At 33.5% G+C, this 21,682-nt stretch carries 20 protein-coding genes and 1 tRNA gene; all 21 read left to right on the top strand.

Features of this window, described 5'->3' with window-relative positions; all coding sequences use genetic code 11:
• Position 1: 1 nt before the first annotated feature.
• The 21 genes from FS85_RS16250 to FS85_RS0113240 all read left to right on the top strand — a co-directional run bounded on the left by FS85_RS16250 (position 2) and on the right by FS85_RS0113240 (position 21,640).
• Positions 2-679 carry a polysaccharide pyruvyl transferase family protein gene (locus FS85_RS16250; RefSeq protein ID WP_010136856.1) on the top strand — a complete coding sequence of 226 codons (678 nt, stop codon included), beginning with the start codon at positions 2-4 and terminating at the stop codon, positions 677-679.
• Between the two features lie 12 nt (positions 680-691).
• Positions 692-1,660: a glycosyltransferase family 2 protein gene (locus FS85_RS16245; protein ID WP_010136855.1), complete on the top strand. Its 969-nt coding sequence runs from the start codon at positions 692-694 to the stop codon at positions 1,658-1,660.
• 109 nt (positions 1,661-1,769) lie between these two features.
• Complete coding sequence (locus tag FS85_RS0113330) at positions 1,770-2,648, top strand: O-fucosyltransferase family protein (protein ID WP_010136854.1); 879 nt, start codon at positions 1,770-1,772, stop codon at positions 2,646-2,648.
• Between the two features lie 7 nt (positions 2,649-2,655).
• Positions 2,656-3,612, top strand: a complete 957-nt coding sequence (locus tag FS85_RS0113325) for a GT-D fold domain-containing protein (RefSeq protein WP_202797935.1) — start codon at positions 2,656-2,658, stop codon at positions 3,610-3,612.
• An 11-nt stretch (positions 3,613-3,623) separates the two neighbouring features.
• Positions 3,624-4,535 carry a polysaccharide pyruvyl transferase family protein gene (locus tag FS85_RS15770; RefSeq protein WP_010136852.1) on the top strand — a complete coding sequence of 304 codons (912 nt, stop codon included), beginning with the start codon at positions 3,624-3,626 and terminating at the stop codon, positions 4,533-4,535.
• Positions 4,536-4,540: 5 nt separating this feature from the next.
• Positions 4,541-5,755 (top strand): glycosyltransferase family 4 protein, encoded by a 1,215-nt coding sequence (locus FS85_RS0113315; RefSeq protein ID WP_010136851.1) that lies wholly within the window; start codon positions 4,541-4,543, stop codon positions 5,753-5,755.
• Positions 5,752-6,357 (top strand): acyltransferase, encoded by a 606-nt coding sequence (locus FS85_RS16995; protein ID WP_010136850.1) that lies wholly within the window; start codon positions 5,752-5,754, stop codon positions 6,355-6,357. The genes FS85_RS0113315 and FS85_RS16995 overlap by 4 nt, the downstream gene beginning before the upstream one ends.
• A gap of 3 nt (positions 6,358-6,360) precedes the next feature.
• On the top strand, positions 6,361-7,656 hold the full coding sequence (locus FS85_RS0113305) for a hypothetical protein (RefSeq protein WP_010136849.1): 1,296 nt from the start codon (positions 6,361-6,363) through the stop codon (positions 7,654-7,656).
• A gap of 11 nt (positions 7,657-7,667) precedes the next feature.
• Entirely contained in the window at positions 7,668-8,495 is an 828-nt protein-coding gene (locus FS85_RS0113300; RefSeq protein WP_010136848.1) for a glycosyltransferase family 2 protein, read from the top strand.
• Positions 8,486-9,349: a hypothetical protein gene (locus FS85_RS0113295; RefSeq protein ID WP_010136846.1), complete on the top strand. Its 864-nt coding sequence runs from the start codon at positions 8,486-8,488 to the stop codon at positions 9,347-9,349. Before FS85_RS0113300 ends, FS85_RS0113295 begins: the two co-directional genes overlap by 10 nt.
• Positions 9,350-9,395: 46 nt before the next feature.
• Positions 9,396-10,520 carry a glycosyltransferase gene (locus FS85_RS0113290; RefSeq protein ID WP_010136844.1) on the top strand — a complete coding sequence of 375 codons (1,125 nt, stop codon included), beginning with the start codon at positions 9,396-9,398 and terminating at the stop codon, positions 10,518-10,520.
• Positions 10,521-10,525: 5 nt separating this feature from the next.
• Entirely contained in the window at positions 10,526-11,092 is a 567-nt protein-coding gene (locus tag FS85_RS16990) for an acyltransferase (protein ID WP_010136842.1), read from the top strand.
• A gap of 30 nt (positions 11,093-11,122) precedes the next feature.
• Complete coding sequence (locus FS85_RS0113280; RefSeq protein WP_010136841.1) at positions 11,123-12,349, top strand: glycosyltransferase; 1,227 nt, start codon at positions 11,123-11,125, stop codon at positions 12,347-12,349.
• Between the two features lie 63 nt (positions 12,350-12,412).
• Complete coding sequence (locus tag FS85_RS0113275) at positions 12,413-13,186, top strand: WecB/TagA/CpsF family glycosyltransferase (protein WP_010136840.1); 774 nt, start codon at positions 12,413-12,415, stop codon at positions 13,184-13,186.
• Positions 13,187-13,253: 67 nt separating this feature from the next.
• Positions 13,254-14,045: a polysaccharide biosynthesis/export family protein gene (locus FS85_RS0113270; RefSeq protein WP_010136839.1), complete on the top strand. Its 792-nt coding sequence runs from the start codon at positions 13,254-13,256 to the stop codon at positions 14,043-14,045.
• Positions 14,046-14,055: 10 nt separating this feature from the next.
• The gene (locus FS85_RS15765; RefSeq protein WP_010136838.1) at positions 14,056-16,440 is read left to right on the top strand and encodes a GumC family protein; all 2,385 of its coding nucleotides are present in this window, start codon (positions 14,056-14,058) and stop codon (positions 16,438-16,440) included.
• A gap of 409 nt (positions 16,441-16,849) precedes the next feature.
• Positions 16,850-16,923: transfer RNA gene (locus FS85_RS0113260), tRNA-Thr, on the top strand.
• A 709-nt stretch (positions 16,924-17,632) separates the two neighbouring features.
• Positions 17,633-18,448 carry a prephenate dehydratase gene (locus FS85_RS0113255; protein ID WP_010136837.1) on the top strand — a complete coding sequence of 272 codons (816 nt, stop codon included), beginning with the start codon at positions 17,633-17,635 and terminating at the stop codon, positions 18,446-18,448.
• Complete coding sequence (locus FS85_RS0113250; RefSeq protein WP_010136836.1) at positions 18,448-19,596, top strand: pyridoxal phosphate-dependent aminotransferase; 1,149 nt, start codon at positions 18,448-18,450, stop codon at positions 19,594-19,596. Before FS85_RS0113255 ends, FS85_RS0113250 begins: the two co-directional genes overlap by 1 nt.
• A gap of 97 nt (positions 19,597-19,693) precedes the next feature.
• A complete protein-coding gene (locus FS85_RS0113245) occupies positions 19,694-20,542 on the top strand; it encodes a prephenate dehydrogenase (protein WP_010136834.1) in 849 nt (282 codons plus the stop codon).
• A 15-nt stretch (positions 20,543-20,557) separates the two neighbouring features.
• Positions 20,558-21,640, top strand: coding sequence for a bifunctional 3-deoxy-7-phosphoheptulonate synthase/chorismate mutase type II (locus FS85_RS0113240; protein ID WP_010136833.1), 1,083 nt, complete (start codon positions 20,558-20,560; stop codon positions 21,638-21,640).
• Positions 21,641-21,682: the final 42 nt, after the last annotated feature.

The following is a 21,682-nucleotide window of genomic DNA, read 5'->3' as shown; positions in this document are numbered from 1 at the left end:
AATGAGTCCGTTGTTAGATACGATAAAAAGGAAATTATGGATTGCATGTGTTGGCAGGTTACGAAATACACAATTAGATCACTGGTTGTACAAATCTTATTGGCACTATAAGTTCAGTGTCAAGAATAGTAAGAATGAGGGGCAGGCTTATTATACAGCAATTCCCAACCCTGATGCAGGTTTTGGTCATCAAATGGCAAATTGGATTGCAGGAGTTTGGTTCTCACAACAATTCAAATTAAAATATGCCTATTCACCTTTTACAAATAGTAATTGGAATGTTTTTTTAGGTTTTGATGAAGGAGAAATAGGAGGAGATGTGTTTAGCGTAAATGTAAAAAGTAAAAAAAGTAGCGATTCAATAGAAGATAGAATATTTCCTACTGTTACAAGTTGGATTCGTGGTTTTGTAGATGCAAAATTTGCAATTGTGGATTCTTTCCATGGTTGTGTTTTTGCGATTATTTTTAACAAACCTTTTATAGCTTTTGGTAATAAAGAAAGAGGATTGACAAGATTTACTTCTTTGCTTAAACTATTTAAACTCGAAGATAGGCTAATTCTAAATAGTGATGATTTAACAGTTGAAGTTATGAATGCAACAATAGACTGGAAAATTGTTAATAGGATTCTTAAAGAAAATAAAACAGTTTCTGAAGAATATTTAAATATGCTTTAAAAAACATCATGCATGATTTCAGTAGTTATTCCACTATATAATAAAGAACACACAATTGTAAAAACCCTTCAAACGGTTTTAAATCAAACTTTTAAAGGATATGAGGTTGTTGTTGTTAATGATGGCTCAACAGACAATAGTGTACAGGCTGTACAAAATTATACATCTGATAGTCGTATTAAAATTATAAATCAAGAAAACCAAGGGGTTAGTGGAGCTAGAAATACTGGGGTTGAAAATGCACAGTTTAATTATATAGCTTTTTTGGATGGTGATGATGAGTGGTTTCCTACCTATTTAGAAAAAATGAAAGAAGCTATTGATACGTTTCCTAATAAAGAAATGTATTGTAGTGCAGGTATGGGGAAAAATGCAAAAGGAGAATACAGACCAAGACAAATAAATAAGTATAAGAAGCAGATTGTAGAGTTTGATTTTTTTGAAAATCCTCATGTATTTCTCCATGTAGGAGCTGTTGTTGTAACAAAAAAGCTTTTTAAAAAGGCTGGGGGCTTTCCTTTAGGAATGAAAAGGAATGAAGATTTTGCTTTTTTATACAAAGCTGCTCTAATCACACAACCAATTTACTCTGGTTTTCCTTTAAGTGTTTATGTCAGTAATGTAGAAGGGCAAGCAACAGCAACCAGTATTTATGAGAGTAAAAAGCTGTTAGACGATACGATTGAAAGATATAATATGGTATATAAATTATACGATAGTTTAGAAAAGAAAAACAAGTCATTTCTTGTATTTATGAAGTACGAGTTAAGACATGTTTTTATGATTAATACACTGAAACAAGAATTTAAAACCAATACGTATTTTTTGAAAACTCTAGACAACAAAATTATAAAACAATTCAATCCAATAGAAATATTTTTATTGAAGAGGAGTAAAGAATTCAAATTTTCTATTGTTATGTTAGTAAAGGCATCAAAAGTTTTATGGAGGTTTAAAGGTTACCAAAGAGTACGACAATAGTTTGAAATAGATGGTGATTATTTATAAAATAAAAAAGAGACTTTGGTCTAAAATAGTAGTTTTTTCAAGAAATTATGACTGGTATCCCAAGATTTACAGATCCTATTGGATGAGTAAATTTAGGGAAAATGCTATAGTCAAAGATGAAGGAATAAAACAGTATTTTACGGCTATTCCTAATGTTGGTGCTGGTATAGGTCATCAAATGGCAAACTGGATTGCAGGTTACTGGTGGGCCAAACAGTTCGGGTTAAGTTTTGCTCACATCCCTTTTTCTTCTTCTAAATGGGAAACTTTTTTAGGTTTTGGATTAGGTGAACCTTCTGTTGAAGAATTAATACAACAAGGCTACAGAAAAGTTAAAATTCCGCTTTTTAAAGAAAAAAGCAAGGAAGATTTACAAATCATTAGAAGTATTATTAAAGCATATACAAATAAAAAAGTAGTTTTTGTCTGCGGGCAAGATCAATTTTATAAAGATCAGTATGGAGTAATAAATGATATTCAACAAAAATTTTATCAAGCTCCATCGAGAAAAGATGATTGTTTAATATTTGAAGAGAATGCATATAATGTTGCTATTCATGTAAGAAGAGGTGATATTGTGGCAGGTCAAAATAAAATAGACAATCACACCATGCGTTGGTTGACAAATGAATATTTTGAGACGGTTCTTAAGAATACTTTAGATTTTATTAATACAACAAAAAAGGTAAACATATATTTGTTTTCTCAGGGAGATGAAGAAGAATTTAAAGAATTCAAAAAATTTCCAAACCTGATTTTTTGTTTGGATATGGGTGCAATGGATTCTTTTTTACATATGACGAAAGCTGATGTATTAATTACTAGTAAAAGTTCATTTTCTTACAAACCTGCATTATTAAATAAAGGGATAAAAGTAGTACCTAAAGACTTTTGGCATGGGTATCCTAAAGATAGTAGTTGGGTTTTAGTCGGGGATGACGGGAATATCATTAAAAATTGATAGAATTATGATTGTTTATAAAGTTTTACGAAAAATTTATATCAAGACATTTGGTAGAATAAAAAGGGAAAAACCTGTTAGTGAGCAAGACCCAGATAAAGCATCAGAGCTAATTTACAAAAAACTGATGGCTGATGAACCTTGTATGGTTGCGCGTTTTGGTTCTACAGAGTTACTTTGTTTAACAAATTACTTAGGTGTTCACAGACAAAAGAAGCAGCCATTTAAATTTATTAAAGGAGAAACATACCCTTGGTGGTGGGAAGAAAAAAGCATGGAGCAGATGCAAAAATGGTCTGGTTTCTTTCCCCCAACCCAAGATAGAATAGAAAAGTTTTGTGAGTTAATGATTGAGGATATGAAAACAGTGGATATTCTTGGTTCATGGCTTCCTCAAGAAAGTGATTTTGAAAACGAGATTCATAAGGCAAAAAAAGTTCGTTTGGTTTATTTAGAACCTTTTTGGACCAAAACACCATGGACAAAAGCTTTGGAAGGGAAAAAGGTTCTAGTGATTCATCCTTTTTCTGAAACTATACAGGAACAATATAAAAAAAGAGACTTACTTTTTGATAATAATTTGCTTCCAGAGTTTGAGTTAAAAACGATTAAAGCAGTGCAGTCTTTAGGAGGAGTAAATGAGGATTTTGAAGATTGGTTTGAAGCTCTAGATTTTATGAAGAATCAAATAGATCAAACAGATTTTGATATTTGTATTATAGGGGCAGGTGCTTATGGGTTTCCATTGGCAGCACACGTAAAAAGAATTGGTAAAAAAGCTCTTCATTTAGGGGGAAGCACTCAGTTGCTTTTTGGTATCAAAGGAAAAAGGTGGGAGACGAAGGAATATGGCAAAGCATTAAATCTAAATTATCCAGCGATGTTTAATGAACATTGGGTAAAACCTAATTCTGGTGAAAAACCGAAAACAAGTAAACAAGTAGAGGATAACTGTTATTGGTAAAATATATAAAAATGCAGAAAAGAATTAATTTAAAATGGGCAAGACCCTTAAATGATGAATATTACAATTTTGGTGATGATTTAAATCCTTATCTAATTGAAAAATTATCAGGAATAAAGACGTCATATATTCATTTTGCAAGCTCTAAGGTAGATGTAATTAAACAATATCTTTTATTGCTAAAGAAGAACTTTACAAGTTTAAAGTTTCATAGCTACTTTATAAAATCCCTCTTTGCAAAAGAGTACATGATTGCTATTGGTAGTATTTTAAACTGGTATAGCTCTAAAAGATGCACTGTTTGGGGTGCTGGTATTATTAATAGGAAGTACGGTATAAGAAACTCGAATTTCCTAGCTGTAAGAGGAGAATATACTAAAAAGAGACTAGGTGAATTAGGGTATAATACAAATGTTGCTTTAGGTGACCCAGGTTTATTACTTCCTTTGGTATATCACCCTGAAGTAGAAAAAAAACACGAAATAGGAGTTATTCCTCATTTTACACATTATGAAAAAGTAAAAGCAGCATTTCCTGAAGATGATAGAATTTTGATTATAAATTTAAACAATCATAATGTTGAAGAGGTAGTTAGGCAGTTTTTAAGCTGTAAAAGATTTGTTTCCACTTCATTACATGGGTTAATTATAGCCAATAGTTATGGGATTGATGCACTTTGGTTTGAGTATAAGAACAAGCCTTTGGAAAAAGATAATGTTAAGTTTTTAGATTATTTCTCTTCAGTGGGAATTCCAGAATATGTACCGTTTATTTTAGATGTTGATAATTTTAATATTGATGCTCACATAAAATTAGTGGATGACAATAAAAAATATGCATCCATTCAACATGATTTAAACCAGATTCAGCAAGGGCTATTAAAAGTAGCGCCGTTTAAGGTAAAGGAAGAATTTTTAAAATAAAGAATATGAAAATTGCCCTTTTAGCACCATCTGATAAAAGTTTTATTAAAGATTTTTTACCGAAAGATGACTTAAATTTTCTACCAGACGGATATTCAGGAGCTCCTTTTATAGGTACCTTATTAAAAGAGTTTCTAGATATGGGGCATGAGGTAGTTGCGATAACAACTACGAAGGCTATTGATGGAGATTATGAGGTTAAAAGTTTTATAAACGATAAGTTCTCTTGGCATGTTGTTCCTTACAGGCCAAATTCACTGAAGAAAAATGGAAATAAGTTAGGACGAATAGTTGATCTTTTTGCTTTTGAGAAAGAAAAAATGAAATCTATTATTCAAGATGTAAAACCAGATATAGTTCATGCACATTGGTCTTATGAATTTGCAGGAGCAGCAATAAAGTCAGGTTATCCTTACCTTGTTACAATACACGATAATCCATTTGTAATACTTAAGTATTTTAAAAATTTATACAGGTTTGGTAGATTGTTAATGGCTGAAATGAACTTAAAAAAGGTTGATAAAGCTACTACTGTTTCTCCCTATATGTTAGGTTATGCTAATAAAAGGTGCAAACAAGTTAAAGTTGTGCCAAATCCTATCCAGATTGAATATTACATTGATGAAGTAAAAAAAATGATTGATGATAGAATTTCAACCATTGGTAGTCCTAGAATTTTTATGATAAATAATGGGTGGGATGAGAGAAAAAATGGTAAAAGCGCTTTGTTAGCATTTAAAAATTTATTGGATCAATTTCCAAATGCTAGTTTACATTTATTTGGTTCAGGCTCTGAAAAAGAAGGCGTTGCTTTCAAAGAAGCACAAGAGATAGGTCTTGAAGAGAATATTTTCTTTAATGGTGCCGTAACGAGAGACTATCTTTTAGAGCAACTTAAAATGGCACATCTCTTTCTACATCCAGCATTAGAAGAATCCTTTGGAGTAGTTCTTATTGAATCTATGTCTATGGGGATTCCAGCAATTGGAGGTGATAAATCTGGAGCAGTTCCATGGGTAATCAATCAAAAAGAGTTACTAGTTAATGTTAGGGACTATAGCGATATTTTAAACAAGTTGACAGAATTAATTAAAGACGAAACTAAATATAAAAAACTAGCCTTGAGCTGTTACGAAAATGTGGTCAATCGGTTTTCATCAGAGTCTGTGTCGAAACAGTATTTAGATTCTTATGAAGAAGTATTAAAAGCGAAACTATGATAAGTACACTTTATAAAGCCTTTAGAAAAGTTAAGGGAATGTTATTCATGCCTTTCTATAACATATATGCGAAAGTGATTTTTTTTCTTAATGATGTTAACTATGGTAAAGACTTAAAAGTTTTGGGAGTAATGAAAGTTAGGGTAACAAGAAGAGGGAAGGTTACTATAGGAGATAATTTTTGTGCAAACAGTGGAGAAAATTTTAATGTTATAGGACGTCAACAAAAAACGATATTTTGGGTAGAAGGAGAGTTGTCAATAGGGGATAATGTAGGTATGAGTTCCACAGCGCTAATTTGCAACCATAAAATAACTATTGGAAACGATGTAAAACTAGGTGGTGGAGTTTGTGTTTATGATACTGATTTTCACAATTTAGATCCAGAAATTAGAAGAGATCCTACTTTAGATAAGAAAACATCTGGAAAAGCTGAAGTAAATATAGGAGATAATGCCTTCCTAGGCGCTCATACCACAATTTTAAAAGGAGTAACTATAGGAGAGAATTCAGTTGTAGGTGCGTGTTCACTAGTAAGTAAAAGTATACCTGCAAACCAAATATGGGCTGGGAATCCTGCAAAATTTATAAAAGAATTATGATATATGAATAGGTATATATTACAAAAATACACACCGTACACTATTTTAGTGGTAGCAATTATAACATTAATACCCTATACAACACTTCCTTTAGGAAATACAATTACAACTTGGCTTGCAGAAGTATTGGTGTTATTGTTTTTTTTCTTTATAAGTTTTTATTTAATAAAAAGGAAAGAATATAGTGTAGGTTTTTATTTGATAAGTGTGTATTTAATATATAACTTAATGAATGTTGTAAGAGGGATAATCGTTGCAGAAGTTTATTGGGATTATAAGGCTGCACTATCAAATGGTTTTGCATTACTTTTGCCAATTGTTGCTTTTTCTGGTAATAACCCCAATTTTACGATTTTATTGTTTAGATTTTATTTAAGATATACGCTTCCTTTATTGTTAATTTTATTTCCCTTTATTTCAATAGGTGCAGTAGGCTTTTTTTTAGTACCAATCAGTTTATTAGCTTTATTTTTATCACGTATAAGAAAACCACATAGCTATTTAGTTTTATCATTATGTGTATTTGTTGTTTTTTACAATTTTGCAGCTAGGAGTAATGTGATTAAGTTTTTTATTCCATTGTTGTTTTCAATGCTATTTTATTTTAGAAAATATTTTACGAATACTGTGTTGAATGTTTTAAATAAAATACTGTTTATAATTCCCTTTTTGTTTTTTTATTTAGCAACAACAGGTTTTTTTAATATTTTTAAAATTAGTGAATATGTTGATGGTGATTTTACAACAAACAATGTTAATTTAGAAACAGGCGAGGTAAAAGAAGAAGATTTAACAGCAGATACTAGATCCCCATTGTATGTAGAAGTATTGATGACTGCTAAAAAGTATAATACATGGTTATTCGGTAGAAGCCCTGCGAGAGGAAATGAAACTGAACTTTTTGCCTCCTTAGAAGAAATAACAGGGCGCTCTGAAAGAATAGGAAATGAAGTTGCTATCTTGAATGTGTTTACGTGGACAGGTGCTGTAGGAGTTTTTCTTTATTTTATGATATTTTATTCGGCTAGTAACATAGCAATTAATCAATCAAATAATTTTTATAGTAAAATATTAGGTTTATACTTGGGGTTTCGCTGGTGTTATGCTTGGGTAGAAGATATTAATTATTTTACTTTAACTACATATACATTATGGTTAACAATAGGAATTTGTTTGTCAAAAAGAATCAGATGTATGAATAATTATGAAATTGAACTATGGATTAATGCAATGTTTACAAAAACTGGATTTACAAAATATAAAGTATCAAAGTCCAAAACGAATAAAATTCAAATATAAAGAAACAAATAATGAAAACTATAGCTGTACTTTTAACTTGTTTTAACAGAAAAGAAAAAACAATAGCATGTTTAAAAGCTTTATTTGTAGCAGATTTCCCTGTAGATTATAGTTTAGAGGTTTTTTTGGTAGATGATGGTTGTACAGACGGGACTTCAGAAGAAGTAAAAAGACAATTTTCTGAAGTAAATATAATAAAAGGAGATGGAACCTTATTTTGGAATAGAGGCATGCATACGGCCTGGAAAGCAGCCACTAGTAAGCGAAAATTTGATTTTTATTTATGGCTGAATGATGACACAAATTTGTATAAAAATGCTTTGATCACCATGATAAGTGGAGCTGAAGAAAGTTGCTTTAATTCCATTGTCTGCGGACCAACTTGCTCTTCGAAAGATGGTAAAGTAACTTATGGTGCTACATCGAAAGGTAATGATGGTTTGCTTGAGCCCAATGGTAGTATACAAGAGTGTGCTATTATGAATGGGAACTGTGTTCTTGTTCCTAAGCAAGTTTATGATAAATTAGGTAATTTAGACTGGACTTTTGTTCATGCGATTGGTGATCATGATTACAGCTTGAGAGCGATAAAAGCAGGTTTTAAAAACTATTTGGCTGCAAATTATATAGGTACTTGCGAAAAGAATCCAACACTACCTAAATGGTGTCTGAAGGAGACACCTATAAGAAAACGATTTAAGTTATTATATTCTCCTCTTGGCTATGCTGAGCCTGTTCCATTTTTTGTTTACGAAAAAAGACATTTTGGGTTGGGAGTGGCGATAAAACATTTTATTACAATTAACCTAAGAGCACTAATACCTCATTTATGGAAATAAAAGAAAGCAATGAACCTTATGTATTTCAAGTAGATTCTGAACTAGTAAAAAATATTTACAATGCTAAAGATAACTTCTTGGTTTCATACAATGAAAAAGCTACTGACCGTTCTACCTGTGCTATTTATTTTAGTAGCAATGATATTTACTATCCCAATAGTAAAGAAGTATTTACTGAAAGAATTGTAGAGAAGAATTTTTTTGAGTGGTACGGAACTAGGATTGAAAACGTATACAAACACATTTTACTAAGAGATGTTCACAAGCAATGGTATCTTTCAGGGATAAACAAAGAGGTTAATTCACCAGAAAAATTAAAGGATTTTTTAAAGGAGCAAACTCAAGGTTTGTCAGTAATAACTTTAGGAAGTTCTGCTGGAGGATATGCAGCTGTGTTATATGGATCTTTAATTGGTGCTAAAAAAGCAATTAGTTTCAATGGTCAATTTGAGTTAGTATCTTTATTAGATTCAAGTGACAGTAAAACAGATCCCTACGTATTTCGATATAGAAGTCTACCAAGATCGAGATATTATGATATAAAACCATTTATAAATAAAGAAATGGATATTTATTATTTTGGTTCTGCAAAATCAACGTGGGATTCAGAACAGTATAATCATGTCCGTGAGGTAAACACATTAAATGCACTATTATTTAATACGAAACACCATGGAATTCCTTTTTTAAAGTCTGCTTTAAATGTAGTCATAAACATGGATGTAAAGAAGTTAAAAAAGTATACTACACGTAAAAATAATCCTGTTTTGTTTTCAATTAAAATGATTGGTATTATTAAAACATTTCAAGGTGCTAAAAAACAGTTATTATATAAATATAAAAAAAGAAATTAGTAATCTATTTATTAATTAGAAACAGTTTTATACCAATAGAATAGATATGATGTGTGTTAACAAACCAAAAGCATTAGTTTTCTTTCAATACCTACCGCCTTGGCGAATAGATGTGTTTAATGAAATGGCAAAGTATTACCAATTGACTATTGTTTATACGAATGCTGAGGTTGAGGGTTTTCAATACGATCGAGAAGATTTATTAGGAAGATTGGATAATAGTATCACCAATATCTTTCTAAACAACGGGTTTAAAATTGGGAAGCGCCCAATACGATTTGGACTTTACAAAATTATAAATTCTGTAAAACCCGATATCGTGTTTTCTCATGAATATTCTCCAACGAGTATTGCTGTGGCAATGATTAAGAAATTAAAATTATTGAATTATCAATATGTGATAACAACTTCTGATAATTTAGCGATAGCAAGAGGTGTAAAAGGTGTAAAGGGGCTATTTAGGAGATATGTTTTAAGTATAGCAGGGTCTGTCATCGTGTATAGTGAAGCTGTGAAAAAATTTTATGAACAAACTTTTCCTAAGCTAGAAGTAGGTATTTGTCCTAATATCCAAAGCCCTCAAAGTCTTTTAAATTATAAGAGGTCATTCCAAGAAACTGTAGAAGGTTATAAAGAAAGATTTAACCTAAAAGATCAAAAAATTGTCTTGTACACGGGGCGACTGAAACAGCATATAAAGGGATTGGATCTCTTATTAGAAGCGTTTGCCAAATCAGAAAACGAAAACTATAAGTTAGTATTGGTCGGTACAGGTCATGATAAAGATGCTTTAGAAAATCAATGTGCTTCTTTACATATTAAGGATAAAGTAATATTTGCGGGGTTTTATTCAGGGAAAGATTTGTATGCTTGGTACCACATAGCAGACTTTTATGTCTTACCAAGTCGATACGAACCTTTTGGTGCAGTTGTGAATGAAGCTTTGGTTTTTGGATGTCCTGTTTTAGGAAGTAAATATATAGGAGCACTAGATTTCATTACAGATCAGAATGGGAAAATATTTGATCCTTTAGAAAGCGAAGAATTTGTGGAGTCCTTAAATTACATGTATTCCAATTCGCACGATAAAAATGAGGATAAAAAAGAAAATTTAATGCCAGTTTCTTTTGAACAGTATGTTAAAGTATTTTATTCAGTTTATAACAGTTAGATATTATGGTTAAGATAGGTTATAGTAACATGCCAAAAGGAACTAGTAAAGTAAAATTCACTATTTCTTATTATTTAAATATAGCTAGGTCATGGTACACATTTAATATTAAGTATCCCTGGGTGTCTTACGGTGGCTTTGTACGAGTGATGAAGCAGACAAGTTTTGCCAAAAGAGATATAAAAATAGGTCATAGAGTTCAATTTGGTCAGTATTGTAATATTGCCTCGGATGTACATTTTGGGAATCATGTGTTAATGGCAGGACGTGTTTGTTTTGTTGGTAAAAATGATCACATGTTTGATGTTCCGGGTAAATATATTTGGGACGGTGAAAGAGGTGAAGATGGAATAACAGTTGTGGAGGATGATGTTTGGATAGGTCATGGATGTAATATTATAGCGGGAGTTACTATTGGTAAAGGGGCTATTGTAGCAGCTGGTTCACTAGTAAATAAAGACATACCACCATGTGAAATATGGGGAGGGGTTCCAGCAAAAAAAATTAGGGATCGTTTTAATGAAGATATGAAAAATGAACATCTTATGTTTTTAAAAAAGGCAAGAAGATAGTTTTTAATTTCAGACTAAAAGATAAATTAGATGATAAAGGTTTTAATCAATGCCTATGCCTGTTCGCCTGGAATGGGAAGTGAGCCAGGAATGGCTTGGAATTGGTGTGTCAACTTAGCCACTCATTGTGAGCTTCATATCATTACAGAAGGAGAATTTAGAGATAACATAGAGGAGGTTTTATCTACCTTACCAGAGGGAAAAAACATGCACTTCTATTACAATCCCTTATCTGAAGAAGTTCGCAAAATGTGCTGGAATCAAGGCGATTGGCGATTTTACAAGCATTACAAAAGATGGCAATACAAAACATACCTATTAGCTGAAACTATTGTTAAAAAGGAAGGTATTAAGATTGTGCATCAGTTGAATATGATTGGTTTTAGAGAGCCAGGTTTTTTATGGAAATTAAAGGATACTTCCTTTGTATGGGGACCAGTGGATGCCAAAGAAAGCTTTCCCGAAGCTTATTTACATGGAGCTACTCAAAAAACCAAAATCTTCATCAAACTGAAAAATAAGATTACTGTTTGGCAATTGAAAAATTCAAAACGTGTGAATACTGCTGTAGAAAAAGCGTCCTTAGTACTTGCTGCTTCTTCAAATTCACAGCGTACCTTTTATAAATATTTTGGTATCCAAACGCCTCTATTAAATGAGACTGGCTGTTATGAACAAACGCATGAGTTGCTAGACAAATCAACTAAAAATACACTGGATTTGTTGTGGGTGGGGAAATTAGATTTTAGAAAACAATTGTCTTTGGCGATTCAATCAGTTGCAAAGGTTGCTAATAAAAACGTACAATTGCACATTGTTGGAGGAGGAGATGACCAACTATACAAAAGTTTGGCTAAAGAATTAGGTGTCGAAAAACAATGTAAATTTTATGGTTTAATACCTCACAAAGAGGTACAGAAAATGATGCAAATTTCGGACTTGTTCTTTTTTACAAGTGTTGCTGAAGGAACGCCTCATGTTGTATTGGAAGCTATTGGGAATAATTTGCCTATCCTTTGCTTTGATACATGCGGACATGGAGATTCTGTAGACAATAATGTTGGAATAAAAATATCATTGACTAATCCTGAAAAATCAGTTTCTGAATTTTCAGAAATTATTAAAAAATTGTACCAAAACAGAAGTGTATTAGAGAAAATGGCTATGAACTGTCAGAAAAGGCAGTCAGAACTTTCTTGGGAATGTAAAGTTAACCAAGTGGTTAGTGAATATAAAAAGATAATGACAATAAGTTAATGTTAAAAAAGTGTTGATTAACTTATTAATACAGATATTTGTAATTCTGTTAAAGCTAAGGATATGACGAAAAAGAAATACAAAACGCTTCCCTTGTTAGAATATAAAGTGTTTACTGGTAACTTAACAGATATAGACTACAGAAACAAACAATTGATCAACACGATCAATCAATATTCATATTGTATTGCAGACAATGATTACAAGTTTAAAAAAGCGTTACAAAAGTCGGACATTTTGTTACCAGATGGAATAGGTATTGTGATTGCGGCCAAGTTGTTAAAAAAACAAACCATACAAAAAATTGCAGGGGCGGACATTCATCAGTATTTGTTAGAGCAGCTTAACAAAGATCATGGTACGTGTATGTACATGGGGGCAAGCGAAATAACCCTTAAGAAGATCAGGGAACGATTAGCAAAAGAATATCCAAATATAAAAGTAGCGACCTATTCACCTCCGTACAAACCAGAATTTAGCAAAGAAGACAATCAGGCAATGATTGCAGCAGTAAATACACACAAGCCTTACGTACTATTTGTAGGAATGACAGCTCCCAAACAAGAAAAATGGGCCAAAGAGCATTTTAAGGAATTACAGGTAGGTACGGTGTGTGCTATTGGGGCTGTGTTTGATTTTTATGCGGGAACTGTTGAAAGACCATCACCGTTTTGGATCAAATTAGGTTTAGAGTGGTTCATTCGTTTGGTAAAAGAGCCTAAGCGTATGTGGAGGAGATACGTTTATTATGGACCCTTTTTTGGATTTGTTCTTTTAAAAATGGGCTTGCGTATTCGAAAGCGAAAGAAAAATCTAAGAAAACAAAGGATTAAATAAAAGGTGTTTTAAGTACAAGGGCATTTGGTTTGAATTAAAGAAAAGGCATTGAATAATAAAATAGAATATGAAATTAATAAAGTTAGGTAAAAAAATATCTGTGTGTATAGTGATTTTTTTAGGATTATTACAAAGCTGTACATATAAAAAAGATATATTATATTTCCAAAAGATAGATAAATTAAAGCAAGAAGAGGTTGAACGCCCAACGATACTAATCCAACCCAATGATATTTTGTCAATAACAATCTCTGCTTTAGTGCCAGAGTCAGCTATAGCATACAATAAACAAAAACCAGGGCAAAACGGAACAGGGCAACAAGGAAGTATAGAGCTACTAAAAATACAAGGATATTTAGTTGATAATAATGGAGAGATACGTTTGCCTGTTTTAGGTAAAGTAGCAACAAAAGATAAATCAATACATGAACTTGAAAAGTACCTAATCAATCTTTTGGAAGAGGAAAAACATTTGGTAGAGCCCTCGGTAGACATTCGTTTACTAAATGCAAAGTTTACAGTATTAGGAGAGGTAAGTCAACCAGGTACTTATACCTTTACAGAACAAACGTTATCAATTCCTCAAGCCCTAGGTTATGCAGGGGATTTAACCATTAATGGGAAACGTAAAGACATAGTGCTAATACGTGAAGTACAAGGAGAACGCAAAGTATATGCTATAGATTTAACAAAAACCAATTGGATCAACAAAGAGACTTATTACATACAACCCAACGATGTGTTGGTCGTAAATCCTAACAGTGCCAAAGTGAAATCTGCAGGTTATTTAGGAAATGTGTCGAGTTTGGTAGGAGTGATCTCTTTATTGATTAGTACAGCCGTATTGTTAACACGTTAAGAAAATTGAGATGACAGAAAAGGATTTTTTTGAAATGGACTTCCAAGAGGAAAAAGTAGACATCAAAGGGCTTGTCTATAGGTACCTAAGATATTGGCCATTATTTATTTTAATGGTAATATGTACGTTGGCTTTGGCTTTTGCATATTTAAAATCAAAAAATAATTTATACCAAGCAACATCCAAGATTCAAATACTGGATAATAAAGAAACGCCTAGTTTTAGTCTAGATTTAAAAGGATTGCTAGGAAAGTCAAAGGTAAACTTAGACAATGAAATTGCTGTAATCAAGTCGTACCGTGTTGTGGAACAGGTGGTAAGAAAACTTAGTTTAAACGTATCTTATTATGCAAAGGGGAATTTAGTGACGCGTCAAGTATTTAAGCCACCTTTTCATGTAAAACACAGCTTACCTCTAGATAGTATTACAAAAGGAATTCGTTTCAGTTTAGAAATAAATAGCAAAGGATATTTGTTAACAGAGCTGAATTCAGAGAAAACATATCAAACTCATGGATACAATTACCATGCAAGTCATCCTGATTTTCCTATAATTATAAAAAATCAAGAGATTCTAGAGGATAAGGATTTTTCTAATGTAACCTATACAGTATCTGTTCAGTCCTTAAGTGCTGCAACAAAAAACTATATCAACAAACTAAACATAGCTCCTGCGGGTAAAGACAGTGACTTGTTAAATTTGAGTGTTCAAACTCAAAATGGAGAGCAATCAAAAAGAATTATCAATACCCTAGTAGATGTTTATGAAAAAGATGGAATCATAGACAGACAAAAAGTATTCAAACGTACAATAGAATTTGTAGACGACCGCTTTAAGTATTTGGTATCTGAATTGGAAGAGATTGAAAAAGAGAAGAAAGACTACAAGCAAGAGAATAGTTTAAGTATGTTTGAGGCGGATGCAGGTTTGGCAGTGCAAAAAAATGCCGTAAAACAGGAAGAGTTATTTCAGTTGGAAACACAGCTAGAATTGGGAAGGATGTTAAAAGAATCTTTACAAAACCAAAAAACGTTTCAACTACTCCCTTCCAATATAGGCTTAGATAGTGAGACTGTAAATCAACTAATAAACGAATACAACACAAGTTTGTTAGAATACGATAAATTAAAGTTAAGTGCAGGAGAAAACAACCCATACTTAAACGTACTGGCAAAAAACCTAGAGGATATTAGAAACAATATTACGCTGTCGATTAATGCCTATGTAGAGCAGCTAGAATTACGCTTAGTAAGAGCTAAAAATTCTCAAGGGTTAGCAAATAATTATTTTCAGAACATACCTGAAAAAGAGAAAGTATTAAGAAACATAGAAAGACAACAAAATTTAAAAGAAAGTTTGTATCTGCTATTATTACAAAAGCGTGAAGAATCTGCTATTAATTTTGCGGTGACAGTATCAAAAGTAAAAGTAATTGATTATGCGATCATAAGCGGACCTATTGCTCCAAATAAAATGAAAACATATTTGATGGCTTTCTTTGCTGGGATCATAATTCCGATAATAGCTTTATATGTTAAATTTTTATTAGATACTAAAATCAGTAGTTCGTCAGATATAGAACGAATCTCAAAAGGAGTACCTATTCTAAGTAGCATTCCTTATGTACGAGATTTGCAAAAAAACCAATCGAAAAGTACGGATGATAGAAGTATGCTAAGAGAGGCGTTTAGAACCTTATTAACCAATTTAAACTTTATCACGCCTAACAAACAAGAAGGAAAAGCCAAAACCTTACTGGTAACTTCTTCTATAAAAGGGGAGGGAAAAACCTTAGTGTCCTATAATTTAGCATTAGAATTGGCAAACTATAACAACAAAGTGATTTTGGTTGGAGCTGATTTAAGAAACCCTCAACTACACAAAAATCAAGGAGTTGAAAATGTAAAAACAGGATTGTCTAGTTATTTGCACAGGCCTCAATTAGAATTTACGGATTTAGATATATATCAAGATGAGGAGAGGACGAATTTAGATATTTTGTTCGCGGGGGCTATACCTCCAAATCCTACAAGTTTGTTGTCAAATCAGCGCTTTGAAGAGTTGCTAAGCTACTTAAAAAAGCACTATGACTATATTGTAATCGACACAGCACCAACGCTGTTGGTAAGTGATACCTTGATATTTGGTAGATTAGCTGATACTACGATTTATGTAACGAGAGCTAATCATACAGAAAAGAATATTGTAGAGTATTCTAAAAGGCTAATCGATGAGAAAAAACTAAACAATGTAGGATATGTGGTAAATGGAGTAGAAGCCAGAAAAGGCTATGGATATGGCTACGGTTATAAATACGAATACGGATATACTTACGGATACACCTTTGACGACGAAAAGAAGAAGAAAAAGTGGTATCACTTCCTAAAGCGTTAAATAAAAAAAGACTGCCTTCAAGCAGTCTTTTTTTATTTGCCATGTATACCTTTAAAAACATTTAACAATCACCGTCCCCCGAACATCGACCCCCGAACATCGACCCTCGAACATTGAAAATCGAACATCGAAAACCGAAAACCGACCCTCGACCATCGACCATCGACCATCGACCCCCGAACATCGACCCTCGAACATTGAAAATCGAACATCGAAAACCGAAAACCGACCCTCGACCATCGACCATCCGACCATCGAACATCGAACATTGAAAATCGAAAATCGAAAACCGAAAACCGACCCTCGACCATCGACCATCGACCATCGAACATCGAACATCGAACATCGAATAAAAAAATAAAAAAAACATTGTCAGATTACAAAAAGAAACTATATTTGCACCCGCTATGCCGATATAGCTCAGCTGGCTAGAGCAGCTGATTTGTAATCAGCAGGTCGTAGGTTCGAGTCCTATTATCGGCTCAAAACTCCTTGAGAAATCAAGGAGTTTTTTTATGTTATAGATTCAATAAAAAAGTATCAGACACATAACGTTGATCAAGCCTACATGTATCCTGTGTATAGATAGTTAATGGAGGAGATTTAATTTTCAATATTCTTAAACTTCAAAAACCGACCATCGACCATCGAACATCGATCACCGACCATCGATCACCGCCCATCGACCATCGATCACCGAACATCGACCATCGAATATCGAATCTCGAACATCGAATATCGTCCCCCGAACATCGACAATCGAACATCGAATATCGTCCCCCGAAAATCGACCACCGATCATCGATTACCGATCACCGAACATCGTCCCCCGAACATCGACAATCGAACATCGAACATCGACAATCGATCACCGATCATCGATTACCGATCACCGAACATCGTCCCCCGAACATCGACAATCGAACATCGAACATCGACAATCGATCACCGATCATCGACAATCGAACATCGAAAACCGACCATCGATCTAAAAAAAAAATTTGTACAAACAAATAGATTTCATACATTTGTCACCAGAACACAGAATATGAAAACAATTAACGCATTTGGATTTTATTTCTTCTTTTTCTTCTTTAGCAAGAAGGAGGGACTTTTAATGTGTTAATACCAAATAAAAAAAGCATAAAAAAGTCTCGATTGTATCGAGACTTTTTTTTTGCATCAGAATCAAATGAAGATAGCAATTCAAGGAATCAAAGGATCCTATCACCATCAAGTAGCAGAAAGTTATTTCCACTCAGAAATTGACCTTATAGAGTGCATGACGTTTACAGAAATGCCAGAGTTGGTGGTGCAAAACAAGGCAGACTATGCGGTAATGGCCATAGAAAACTCTATTGCAGGAGCCATATTGCCCAACTATGCATTGATAGACGAATCGGAGTTAAAAATTGTAGGAGAATATTATTTGGGGATCAATCACAACTTGATGGCATGGCCAGGGCAAGACATTAGTCAAATTAAAAAAGTATACTCGCACCCAATGGCCTTATTGCAGTGTCGTAGTTTTTTTAAAGATTACCCACACATCAAACTGATAGAGGATGCAGATACTGCCGAGGTTGCCAAAAGAATACATGAACAAGGACTAAAAAAGACAGGAGCTATTGCCAGTGCAAAGGCAGCAGAAATTTATGAACTAGAAGTATTGGCTACCGAAATACAGACCATTAAGAAGAATTTCACCCGTTTTGTAATTGTACAAAAAAAAGAAGGTCATAGCAATCTTACGGCCACCAAAGCATCGTTAAAGTTTGTGTTAAAACACCAAAGCGGATCCTTAGGTGAAGTATTGGTCTTATTGGCAAAACACCAAGTAAACCTGTCCAAAATTCAATCTTTACCTATTATAGACAGGCCTTGGGAATATGCATTTTTTGCCGACTTAGTCTTTGACGATTATCAAGAATACAAAAACGCTTTGCAAGACATAAATAGCAAAGTGTCGAGTTTAAAAATATTAGGAGAATATAAAGATAAAAAGTAATGATTGTTGCAACAGCCAATAGGTTATCAGAAGTAAAAGAATACTACTTTTCAAAAAAATTAAGAGAAGTAGCCAGCCTAAAAGCACAAGGAAAACCAATCATCAGTTTGGGAATTGGAAGCCCAGATTTGGTCCCTCCGGCAAAGGTAAAACAAACGCTAACACAAGCCATGGAAGAACCGATGGCTCATGCTTACAAAGGTTATCAGGGAATTCCCGAACTGAGAAAAGCCATGGGAGAGTTTTATCAAAATCACTTTCAGGTAAACCTAGATCCTCATACCGAAATTCTGCCTTTAATGGGATCTAAAGAGGGGATCATGCACGTATCCATGGCCTTTTTAAATCCGGGTGATGAGGTATTGATTCCTAATCCAGGATATCCTACGTATGCATCGGTAACCAAGTTGGTAGGAGCTGTTCCAAAATACTATGATTTAGTTGCAGACAACGATTGGTTACCCAATTTACAAGCGTTAGAAAAACAAGAAATGTCCAAAGTAAAAATCATGTGGATCAATTACCCGCACATGCCCACAGGAGCTTTGGCATCAGAGACATTATACCCTGCGTTGATTGCATTTGCAAAAAAGCACCAGATATTGTTGGTAAACGACAATCCTTACAGTTTTATTCTCAACAATCAGCCAGCAAGTATTTTAAATTACAAGGGGGCAAAAGAAGTAGCCTTAGAATTGAATTCGTTGAGCAAAAGTTTTAACATGGCAGGATGGAGAGTGGGAATGTTTGTAGGAGGACAAGCCTATTTAAAAGAAATTTTAAAAGTAAAAAGCAATATGGATTCAGGAATGTTTTACGGCATTCAAAAAGGAGCGGTAGAAGCCTTACAAGCTACTAGCAATTGGTTTGATAGCATTAACAAAGAGTACCAAGAACGAAGAGCATTGGTCTATCAAATTGTAGAAGCCTTAAATTGCAGCTACAATCCAACACACGTGGGAATGTTTGTATGGGCTAAAATTCCAGAAAACACAACCTCGGAACAAATGACAGATAATTTGCTGTACAACAAAAATGTATTTGTAACTCCAGGAACCGTTTTTGGAAGCAATGGAGAAGGATACATCAGACTATCGTTGTGTGTTTCGCAAACCGAATTAAAAAAAGTATTGGCAAGAGTACAATAAAATCATCCCGATACCCACATACAGATAAAGCATAGATAGTGTATGGATAAAGTATGGATAGTGTATCAAAACAGGAAGAAATAAGGAGTAAAAAAACATGGTAGTAACCGTCATAGGATTAGGATTGATAGGGGGGTCTTTTGCCCTAGAGCTTAAGAAAAGGTTAAATTATACTGTGCAAGGTATAGACAACAACCCACAACATGCCCAAAAAGCACTAGAGCTAGGCATTGTAGATACGGTAATAACACTAGATAAAATTACTACAAGTGATGTGGTAGTACTCGCGGTACCCGTAAATTACCTACCGCAACTAGCTGTACAAGTGTTAGATTTGGTAAAAGAAGAAGCCATTGTGTTTGATATGGGTTCAACCAAAGAGAAACTGTGTAAAACTGTTGAATATCACGAAAAAAGGACTAATTTTGTCGCCGTTCATCCCATAGCCGGTACTGAATATTCTGGACCAGAGGCTGCTATCTATCATCTATTTGATGACAAGGTAAACATCATTTGTGACAAGGAACGAAGCAGTCCGTATGCTGTAGCAACAGTAGTAGAAATATTTAATACCTTAAAGATGAGAACCATTTTTATGAATAGCAAAGAACATGACAAGCACATTGCCTATGTATCGCACCTATCTCATATCAGTTCATTTATGCTAGGGAAAACGGTATTGGAAATAGAAAAGGACGAAAAGAATATCTTTGATATGGCAGGTTCCGGTTTTGAATCTACTGTTCGTTTGGCAAAGAGTTCACCCCATATGTGGTCGCCTATTTTTATAGAAAATAAAGAGAATATTCTAAGTTCGTTAAATGAATATATAGACAATTTAATTGAGTTTAGAGCATTAATAGAGCAAGAGAATAGCACAGGTTTGAAGCAAACAATGAAAGCGACAAACCATATAAAAGAAGTATTAAACGGAATTAAAAAATAGAATATAATTACTAAGATGGAAAATACAAAAGAATTTAGAACGTGGTTGGATGACATGAAATTAGATCATCCATTGGTAATTGCAGGACCTTGTAGTGCCGAGACTGAAGAGCAAGTATTAAAAATTGCTCACGAATTAAAAGATACAGACGTTACTGTTTTTAGAGCAGGAGTTTGGAAGCCAAGAACAAGACCAGGTGGTTTTGAAGGTGTAGGTGCTTTGGCTTTGCCTTGGTTGCAAAAAGTAAGAAAAGAAACAGGATTAAAAATTGCAGTAGAGGTTGCTAATGTAGCACACGTAAAACTAGCTTTAGAAGCAGATGTAGACGTGTTATGGTTAGGAGCAAGAACTGCAGTAAACCCATTTGCAGTGCAAGAAGTTGCTGATGCATTGGCAGGAACAGATAAAATAGTATTGATTAAAAACCCAATTAACCCAGACTTAGCTTTGTGGTTAGGAGGTGTAGAACGTTTGTATAAATCTAACATTAAAAATCTAGGAGTAATTCACAGAGGTTTCTCTTCTTACAAAAAAACAAAGTTTAGAAACGTACCACAATGGCAGTTACCTATCGAGTTGAAACGTCGTTACCCAGATTTACCAATTATTAACGACCCATCTCATATTTGTGGAAATAGAGAAGGAATTCAAGATATTTCTCAAATTGCTTTAGATTTAAACTTTGAAGGATTGATGATTGAAACTCATATTGATCCTGACAATGCTTGGTCTGATGCGAAACAACAAATTACTCCAGCTCGTTTGGTAGAGATTATGAGAGATTTAAGAGTTCGCAAACCTAAAGCAGAAGGAGAGGCATTAGATCAATTAAAAGGATTGCGTGCAGAAATCGATGTTATTGACAATCACTTAATTCAGACCTTAGCAGAACGTATGAATGTTGCTGAGCAAATTGGAGCTGTAAAAAAATCTCAAAATGTATCAGTATTGCAAGATGCTCGTTGGGGAGAGATTTTAGAAAACATGGCTAAGATTGGTGCAGAAGCTGGATTGAGCGAAGAGTTTATTAAAACAGTTTATAAAGCTATTCACCAAGAGTCAATTAACAAACAAGAAAAAATTGTTACTAGCAAGTAATTCTTCTAGGAAAAGATATACTAAAAAAAAGCCATCTGGATT

This window comes from Ochrovirga pacifica (assembly GCF_000220525.1).
In the GTDB taxonomy this organism is placed as follows: Bacteria; Bacteroidota; Bacteroidia; order Flavobacteriales; family Flavobacteriaceae; genus Ochrovirga; species Ochrovirga pacifica.
This window is presented reverse-complemented; position numbering and strand designations above follow the sequence as displayed.

Bases quoted from the DNA above. Each gene is read 5' to 3' on its own strand.
- FS85_RS16250 (WP_010136856.1), top strand. From the start codon at position 2: ATGAGTCCGTTGTTAGATACGATAAAAAGGAAATTATGGATTGCATGT.
- FS85_RS16245 (WP_010136855.1), top strand. From the start codon at position 692: ATGATTTCAGTAGTTATTCCACTATATAATAAAGAACACACAATTGTA.
- FS85_RS0113330 (WP_010136854.1), top strand. From the start codon at position 1,770: ATGAGTAAATTTAGGGAAAATGCTATAGTCAAAGATGAAGGAATAAAA.
- FS85_RS0113325 (WP_202797935.1), top strand. From the start codon at position 2,656: ATGATTGTTTATAAAGTTTTACGAAAAATTTATATCAAGACATTTGGT.
- FS85_RS15770 (WP_010136852.1), top strand. From the start codon at position 3,624: ATGCAGAAAAGAATTAATTTAAAATGGGCAAGACCCTTAAATGATGAA.
- FS85_RS0113315 (WP_010136851.1), top strand. From the start codon at position 4,541: ATGAAAATTGCCCTTTTAGCACCATCTGATAAAAGTTTTATTAAAGAT.
- FS85_RS16995 (WP_010136850.1), top strand. From the start codon at position 5,752: ATGATAAGTACACTTTATAAAGCCTTTAGAAAAGTTAAGGGAATGTTA.
- FS85_RS0113305 (WP_010136849.1), top strand. From the start codon at position 6,361: ATGAATAGGTATATATTACAAAAATACACACCGTACACTATTTTAGTG.
- FS85_RS0113300 (WP_010136848.1), top strand. From the start codon at position 7,668: ATGAAAACTATAGCTGTACTTTTAACTTGTTTTAACAGAAAAGAAAAA.
- FS85_RS0113295 (WP_010136846.1), top strand. From the start codon at position 8,486: ATGGAAATAAAAGAAAGCAATGAACCTTATGTATTTCAAGTAGATTCT.
- FS85_RS0113290 (WP_010136844.1), top strand. From the start codon at position 9,396: ATGATGTGTGTTAACAAACCAAAAGCATTAGTTTTCTTTCAATACCTA.
- FS85_RS16990 (WP_010136842.1), top strand. From the start codon at position 10,526: ATGGTTAAGATAGGTTATAGTAACATGCCAAAAGGAACTAGTAAAGTA.
- FS85_RS0113280 (WP_010136841.1), top strand. From the start codon at position 11,123: ATGATAAAGGTTTTAATCAATGCCTATGCCTGTTCGCCTGGAATGGGA.
- FS85_RS0113275 (WP_010136840.1), top strand. From the start codon at position 12,413: ATGACGAAAAAGAAATACAAAACGCTTCCCTTGTTAGAATATAAAGTG.
- FS85_RS0113270 (WP_010136839.1), top strand. From the start codon at position 13,254: ATGAAATTAATAAAGTTAGGTAAAAAAATATCTGTGTGTATAGTGATT.
- FS85_RS15765 (WP_010136838.1), top strand. From the start codon at position 14,056: ATGACAGAAAAGGATTTTTTTGAAATGGACTTCCAAGAGGAAAAAGTA.
- FS85_RS0113255 (WP_010136837.1), top strand. From the start codon at position 17,633: ATGAAGATAGCAATTCAAGGAATCAAAGGATCCTATCACCATCAAGTA.
- FS85_RS0113250 (WP_010136836.1), top strand. From the start codon at position 18,448: ATGATTGTTGCAACAGCCAATAGGTTATCAGAAGTAAAAGAATACTAC.
- FS85_RS0113245 (WP_010136834.1), top strand. From the start codon at position 19,694: ATGGTAGTAACCGTCATAGGATTAGGATTGATAGGGGGGTCTTTTGCC.
- FS85_RS0113240 (WP_010136833.1), top strand. From the start codon at position 20,558: ATGGAAAATACAAAAGAATTTAGAACGTGGTTGGATGACATGAAATTA.